This is a genomic window from Anaerococcus sp. NML200537 (assembly GCF_026131715.1).
GTDB lineage: Bacteria > Bacillota > Clostridia > Tissierellales > Peptoniphilaceae > Anaerococcus > Anaerococcus kampingae.
This window is the reverse complement of record NZ_JAMXSL010000060.1, coordinates 1-7,403: the sequence shown is the minus strand read 5'-3', so window position 1 is coordinate 7,403 and position 7,403 is coordinate 1. Positions and strand designations below refer to the sequence as shown.

Annotated in this window: 6 protein-coding genes; all 6 read right to left on the bottom strand. The window is 27.5% G+C overall.

Annotated elements, in window-relative coordinates; genetic code table 11:
- Positions 1–98: 98 nt before the first annotated feature.
- A complete protein-coding gene (locus NH288_RS10960) occupies positions 99–1,508 on the bottom strand; it encodes an ABC transporter ATP-binding protein (RefSeq protein WP_265215328.1) in 1,410 nt (469 codons plus the stop codon).
- Between the two features lie 12 nt (positions 1,509–1,520).
- Positions 1,521–2,201: an energy-coupling factor transporter transmembrane component T gene (locus NH288_RS10955; protein WP_265215327.1), complete on the bottom strand. Its 681-nt coding sequence runs from the start codon at positions 2,199–2,201 to the stop codon at positions 1,521–1,523.
- Complete coding sequence (locus tag NH288_RS10950) at positions 2,201–2,788, bottom strand: MptD family putative ECF transporter S component (RefSeq protein WP_265215325.1); 588 nt, start codon at positions 2,786–2,788, stop codon at positions 2,201–2,203. Before NH288_RS10950 ends, NH288_RS10955 begins: the two co-directional genes overlap by 1 nt.
- Before the next feature lie 12 nt (positions 2,789–2,800).
- On the bottom strand, positions 2,801–4,531 hold the full coding sequence (locus NH288_RS10945; protein ID WP_265215324.1) for an ABC transporter ATP-binding protein: 1,731 nt from the start codon (positions 4,529–4,531) through the stop codon (positions 2,801–2,803).
- Positions 4,524–6,266: an ABC transporter ATP-binding protein gene (locus NH288_RS10940; protein WP_414731765.1), complete on the bottom strand. Its 1,743-nt coding sequence runs from the start codon at positions 6,264–6,266 to the stop codon at positions 4,524–4,526. The genes NH288_RS10945 and NH288_RS10940 overlap by 8 nt, the downstream gene beginning before the upstream one ends.
- A partial coding sequence (locus NH288_RS10935) for a non-ribosomal peptide synthetase (protein ID WP_265215321.1) occupies positions 6,263–7,403 on the bottom strand: 1,141 nt, incomplete at its 5' end. The genes NH288_RS10940 and NH288_RS10935, both read right to left, overlap by 4 nt.

Genomic DNA, 7,403 nt, shown 5'->3' with positions numbered 1-7,403 from the left:
AAATTCCTCCTGATTAGTTTTTACTTACCCTAATCAGGAGGTTTCTATACACAAATTTTTACACAGTCATATTATTTTCAAATATTAATTTTTATTTCTTATATTTTTTCATAATATATAGAATATTCCTGCATATTCAGCAATTTATTTACAGTCTTATTTAAAAACTCATAGTCATGTGATACTATAAAGATAATATTGTTTTTCGAAATCTTTTTAATAAGATTTGAAATTTTTATCATATTATTATAATCCATCCCGCTTGTTGGTTCATCAAAGCATATTAATTTTGGTTTGGCACTTACAACAGAAGCTATTGCAACCCTTTGTTTTTGACCTCCAGATAGACTCATTGGATGCTTAGCTTTATTAGTTAAAATTCCTAAAGATTCTAAAATGGAATAATTATTCTCATAATCTATTTCACTTTTTTTAAGTCCTAAAGTTAACTCTTTTTCAACTGTATCTGCAAATAATTGATGATTCACATCTTGCATCACTAATCCACCAATCTTTGTTAAATAAGTCTTATTTATTTTTTTACCATTAAGATATACTATTAAATCGGCATTTCTTTTAAGTCCTAATAAGTATGATAAGAAAGTACTTTTCCCTACTCCGTTTTCTCCAATTATTCCAACTATATCTCCAACATTAAAGTTCAAATTTTCAATATGAATTCCTCTTTTCTGATTTCCAAATTCATAGTGTAATTTCTTTATTTGAAAACTGCCCTCTTTATTTAAATAATCTTTACTTATTTGAATCTTAGGTTCTATTATGCTCCTTAACCCCAAGCTAACTCTTTCTTTTTCAGATAAATTGTAAAATTCTTCTCTAGTAAATTCTTTTAAAATTCTACCATCTTTAATATGAATAACCCTGTCCAAAATATTTCTTAGAAAATAAAATCTATGCTCGGATATAATTATGGTTTTGCCTTTATTTTTTAATTCCCTTAACATTTTTGAAACTATTTTAGTATATTTATGATCTAAATTTGATGATGGTTCATCTAAAACTACAATATCAGTATCTGCAATAAAAGAAGAAGCTATAGAGAGTATTTGTTTTTCTCCACCTGATAATTTAAAGATATTTCTATTTAGTAAATTACCTATAGGAAATGTTTTTAGGAGTTCATCTAATTTTTTCTGCATAATTTCCCTTTCAAATCCTCTATTTTCCAAATAAAAAAGTAACTCACTTGTAGTGTCCACATTAAAAAAATGAGTCTTAGGATTTTGAAAAACATTAGAAATTTCTCTTGAAATCTCATAAAGCTCAAGATTTTCATTATCTAAATCTTTAATAAAAACCTCACCAGTATAAGAGCAATTATCAAATCTAGTGGCTATTCCATTTATTGTATTAATTAGAGATGTTTTTCCAGAGCCACTCTCTCCAGAAATAACAAGAAATTCACCCTCATTAATTGTAAGATTTATATCCTTTAATGCAAGTTTTCCATTTGGGTAGGTTAAGTTAATATTACTCAATTCTATTATTTTTTTATTCATTTATTTACCCCATATCATAAGTGCTATAACAACGATTAATAGTATTATGTCAATGGCTTTAATTTTTAATTTTATATATCTTTGCTTTTTTACTGGATCAGCTATGCACTTAGTTTCTGCCGCCTTAGAAATATCATCGATCAAATTTGAGGATATTATTAATAGAGGAATTGAAACATATCTTAGATATTTTATGGGGTTAATTGTTCTTATTCCCCTAATTTTCATCGCAATTTTTATATTTTTTCTTTCTTCCAAAAAAGATGGGAAAAATCTAAACATTACTGCTATAGGAATAGAAAAATAATATGGAACTTTTAACTTATCCATAGATGAAATAATTGAGCCAACATCTGTAGTTCTTATAAAATATTTTCCAAACATTAAAGGCAAATAAGCAATTTTTACAAGAATTAGAAAAGATAAGACCATTTTAATAAGCAAATTAAAATGATACATCCCTTCATAATTTGGAATACTAAAAATTATAAAATACAATATTAAATTCTTTACTGCATCAATAAAATATCCATTGATAATGTATAAAATCGAACAAATAATAACTAGGCTCAATGCAAATATATCCGAATTATAGTGAATTGCTGCAAATCCTAGAATTAAAATTACTGTTATTTTTGTTATAGGATTAGGATTGAAGTGATTATCACTATAAGCTGGCATTATACAATGCCAGCTTTCTCAAATTGATTTTTTAGTAATTTAGCTCCAATATATGCTCCTATTACTCCTCCGATGAAAGCTCCTGCATATGCTAAAATTATATTTGGAGTTGTCATTAGTCTTTCATATATTTGTGCATATTCTATACCCATTGTCGCTTTTGTCATTTCTATATATTGTTTCTTAAAAAATAGCATGAATAAAAAATGACCACAGGATGTTAAGGTAACAAAGCCTGTCGCAATTATATTCATTTTTACTGATTTATAATTACCTTTACTTGTAAAGTATTGGGCAAGAGCTGAAACGATTATTCCATTTACTAATGATTGCCAAACACCAGTTGTAAAAATTGTAATAATTGGTGTTATTGCAGAAAAAATAAACAATGCCTTTGGCTTAGGTATTTTTGCCATAAATAACATTACTAAAATTCCGCCTATAATACCACATAAAAATGGGGCTACTAAATTCATAAATGGATTAACTGCTCCTACCATTCCTGTAGCCATATATACTACAAAATATAATACTGCATAAACCCCAATTGTTACTAAATCTTTGACTTTTAATTTTTCTTTGTTCATTTCCTTCTCCTTCTATAATTTCCAATTCTCAGCTTTACTTCTTAATTCTACGAACTTTTTATAAGTTCCTTCAGTTTTTACCAAATCTTTGTGGATACCTATATTTTCGATTTTACCTTCATTTAACACAATAATTTGATCAGCATTTTCTATTGTTTTTAATCTATGCGCAATCATTATCACGGTTTTATCTCTTGTAAGATTTTCTATTGCATTTTGTAATTTATCTTCGTTTTCAGGATCAACATTCGCTGTAGCTTCATCAAATATTATAATATTAGCATTTTTAAGCATTGCTCTAGCTATAGATATTCTCTGCTTTTCTCCACCTGAAAGGCTTGCACCTCCTTCGCCAATTATAGTATCATATTTTTCTGGTAATTTCATTATAAAATCATGACATGACGCTTTTTTTGCAGCTTCAATAACTTCTTCTTTTGTAGCATCTTGATTTCCAAATTTAATATTATTTTCAATGGAATCTTCAAATAAATAAACTCTTTGAAACACCATGGAAATATTGCTCATTAAATTTTCTAGCTTTAAATCTCTTACATCTATACCTCCAATTTTTACAGAACCTCTATTTACATCCCAAAATCTAGATATTAAATTGCACATTGTTGTTTTTCCACTTCCAGAAGGTCCAACAATTGCTGTTAATTTGTTTTCAGGTATTAGACAGTTTATATCTTTAAGAACTTCTTGACTATTATACGAAAAATCAACGTTTTGAAATCTAATATCAAAATCTTTAACATCAAACATTTTACCTTCTATATCCATCGCAGGCATATTATACAATTGATTAGCCTCATCAATAGATGATGATACAACTCTTAAAGTTGCCGTTTGTGAACCGGCTAAAGAAATTTGATTAAATACTGTAAATGACATTATTATAGTCATAACTACATTAGATAAACTCATAGTTCCCGATATATAAAATTTTAAAGCAAATATAATCATTATCACGCTAAATAACTGTAAAGTTAAATTTTGTGCTATTAAATATGGTGTTATTGCTTTCTCCATGCTTAAATTTGAATTTGCACTATCTTCAATAGCATTTCTTACTTTTTCATCGCCTTCTCCTGTTAAATTAAAAGATTTAACCACTGGCATAGCTTTGATATGTTCTAAAATACTCCCAACTAAATTTCTTTGGGTTCTTTGTCTTATTTCAGCAACATCAGCAGATTTTTTATCCATTTTTGAAGTTAGAAACAGGTATACAAAAATTCCAATAGTAACGATTAATCCTATTCTTATGTCAAATAAAAATAACATAACTGTAAATACAAGTGTACTTATTAAACCTGTTACCATAACTACTAAAACAACTGGCGCATTATTTTCCACATCGTCTAATACACTTGTCATCACCCCAGTTATATTTCCTAGATTTTTGTTGTTTAAAAATCCCATTGGAACTGTCTTCAATTTATTTCCTATTTCAATTCTTCTATTTGCAACCATAAAATAGCCAGCATGACAATTTTTTAATTGAGCAAAAGTATTTGAAATACCCCTACCTACAATACTTACCAACATCAATAGTAATGCTATTTTTCCTATTTTAGGGCTTGGACTTTTACTTGTAATTCCTAACATAATATAATATATAGCCCCTATTTGCAACATGTAGAATATTGAATTTATCACATTCAGCAGAGTCGATTGAATTATGTTCTTTTGTTCATCTTTAGCAAAAATCCAAATTTTTTTCAATGTACTATACATAATCTTCTTCACCTCTATTCGTACTTACTTGCCACATCTTTTTATATAAATCTGATTTGTCCAACAACTCCTTATGTGTTCCAGAGCTGATTATACTACCATTATCAACCAGAAAAATTTTATCTGAATCTACTATTGTAGATAGCCTATGAGCTATGGTTATTACAGTTTTATTTTCTATTAATTTACTTATTGCTTCTTGAACTATAGCTTCATTTTCAGGATCCATATACGAAGTTGCTTCATCCAATATTATAATTGGTGCATTTTTAAGCATTGCTCTCGCTATGCTAATTCTTTGTATTTGTCCACCTGATAAATGTGAACCACCATTTCCAGCTTTAGTATCAAATCCATTTTCTAAATTCATTATAAAATCATAACAACCAGATTTTCTTGCTATTTCCTCAACTTCTTCATCACTCGCTTTCAAATTACCTTTTCTAATATTTTCTCTTATAGTATCATCAAATAGAAAATTATCTTGTGAAACAAAGGCTATTTTACTATAGAGATCCCTTAATGGAATATCCTTTAATTCTACTGAGCCTAATTTTATACTTCCTTCATTAATATCCCAATATCCTGCCAATAATTTTGCAATTGTACTTTTACCACTTCCAGATTGACCTACTAAAGCATTCTTTGTATTTTCTTTTATAAATAGATTTACTTTATGAAGTATTTCTTTATCTTCATTATAAGAAAAATAAACATCATGCATTTCAATATTATGGTTCAATAATTTAATACTTTCATTTGAATGTTCTTGTTCTTTTGCCATAAGTATACTATCAACCTGACTTACTGTGGTACTTACTCTTGCTAATGCATCAACAAAATTAATTACTTTCATCAACGGATTTAAAAGTCCTTGAGACAACAATATACATATTACGAATTTATCCAAAGATAAATTTCCATTTATATATAATAACCATCCTACTGGTAAAACTGTAATCATTGTGGTTGGCATTATTGCTCTTGAGAAAGACATAGATGCCTGGGACGATTTCATCCAATTATAAAAATACTTTGCATTCGAGTTTATTTTATCAGCGAATTTATCATACGAAATTTCTCCTTGATTAAATGTTTTTATTACTTCAATTCCATTTATATACTCAACTATCGAAGAATTCATTTCACTATGAGTTTTAACAGAACCAGCATACTGATTACCATAAATTTTTAAAGCTGGCTTCATAATTAATAGTCCTATCGGCACTGATACTAGAGATACTAAAGCCATTCTCCAATCTATAGTTACTAAATAAATAAATATAAATATTGGTCCAACTATATTAGATATCATTTCTGGGACTAGATGAGCTAATGGCGTTTCTATATTTTCAACTTGATCGACAATTATCTGCTTCATCTCGCCACTTGACATTTCACTCAAACTTCCTAAAGACATCTTAGGCAATTTATCAACAATTTTATTTCTAATTTCTTTTATAACATTAAATGCTGCCTCATGCGATACACTTAATGCCTTAGCATATAAAATAGAATTAAGCATATATGCAATTAAAATCACTACGCAAAGTTTTAAATATAAACCAAAATCTCCGACACCTTTAAATACAAGATTTATTATTTTACTTACAAAAATATAAGGTACAAAAGAAACAATTACTGCTAATATTGCTATAAAAGTAGCTTTTTTTAAATAAGAACTTTCTGATTGTGCTAAAATAAATAATTTTCTCATAATTGACCTCAACTTTATTCAAAACATTTCAAATATTTAGCTAATATTTTCATATTCTTTTCATCTTCTATAATTGAATAATGATCACCAGGTAAATAATGTTTATTAAATTGACCTATTATTATCTCTTCCCAGCTATCTAAATAATGCTCTATATAACGATATCCCCCTTGATTATCCTTTGCTAAGTAACAATTAATATCACCAAAATACATTTCTGTTTGATACATTTGGCTATTAGCAGATTTAACATATATATTGTATGAATCTCTCAAAGAATTAATATTTATCTTAAAGTCTGAATTCTTTTTCGATATTAAATCATAATAATACTTAAAGCGATTATCTTTACTCATTTCATTTAGTTCTAGCAATCTATTTCTATCACCATCATTAGTTAAACAATCTAGTGCTTTTGAAATCGTAATTTCATTTTTACCAAAATCACCAGTTAATTTTTCCATGAATTTGTATTCAAAAAATCCTAAATCTGAAAGTTCTATATTAAAAGCCTTTATAAAAACAAATTCTATTAATAGTTCATCAATTTTTTTACTTGGTACTGTTCCACCCTCTATGACAGCTAAATCATCAATTACAAAACCTTGTTCTGATAATCGTCTAGCAATTTCTATAGCCAAAAGTCCACTAAAACAATATCCTATAATTTGATAATGCTCATAATTTAGTTTTCTTATCTTATTTGTAAAAATATCTGCTAGGTATGGAACTATATCTTTAGATTCTATTTCCATATATGTTTCCGTATCCATATATTCTATTACTAAAATGTCACCATTTGATTGTTCTGATAATTCTTTTGCCAAATTATTAAAACTATTTAAATCACCAAAGTTTCCATGAACTAAAACCCTTAATCTTTTTTGACTAGATGTCTCTTTAGATTTATAGAATTTAGTATAAATAAAATCATTATCAAACGAAATGTCTTCAGATGGTAGTTCACTGTACTTAGATATGAATTCTTCTATTCCAATAATCGTAGGCTTATTAATTATTGCTCGTAACAAAACATCAAAAGGTATGTTCAAATTTAAATAACTCCTTAATTTAGTTGCCGCTTTAGCAATAACTAATGAATCTGCACCATAATCATAAAAATTTGAATTCCTTTTTATTTTTTCTTCATCTAAT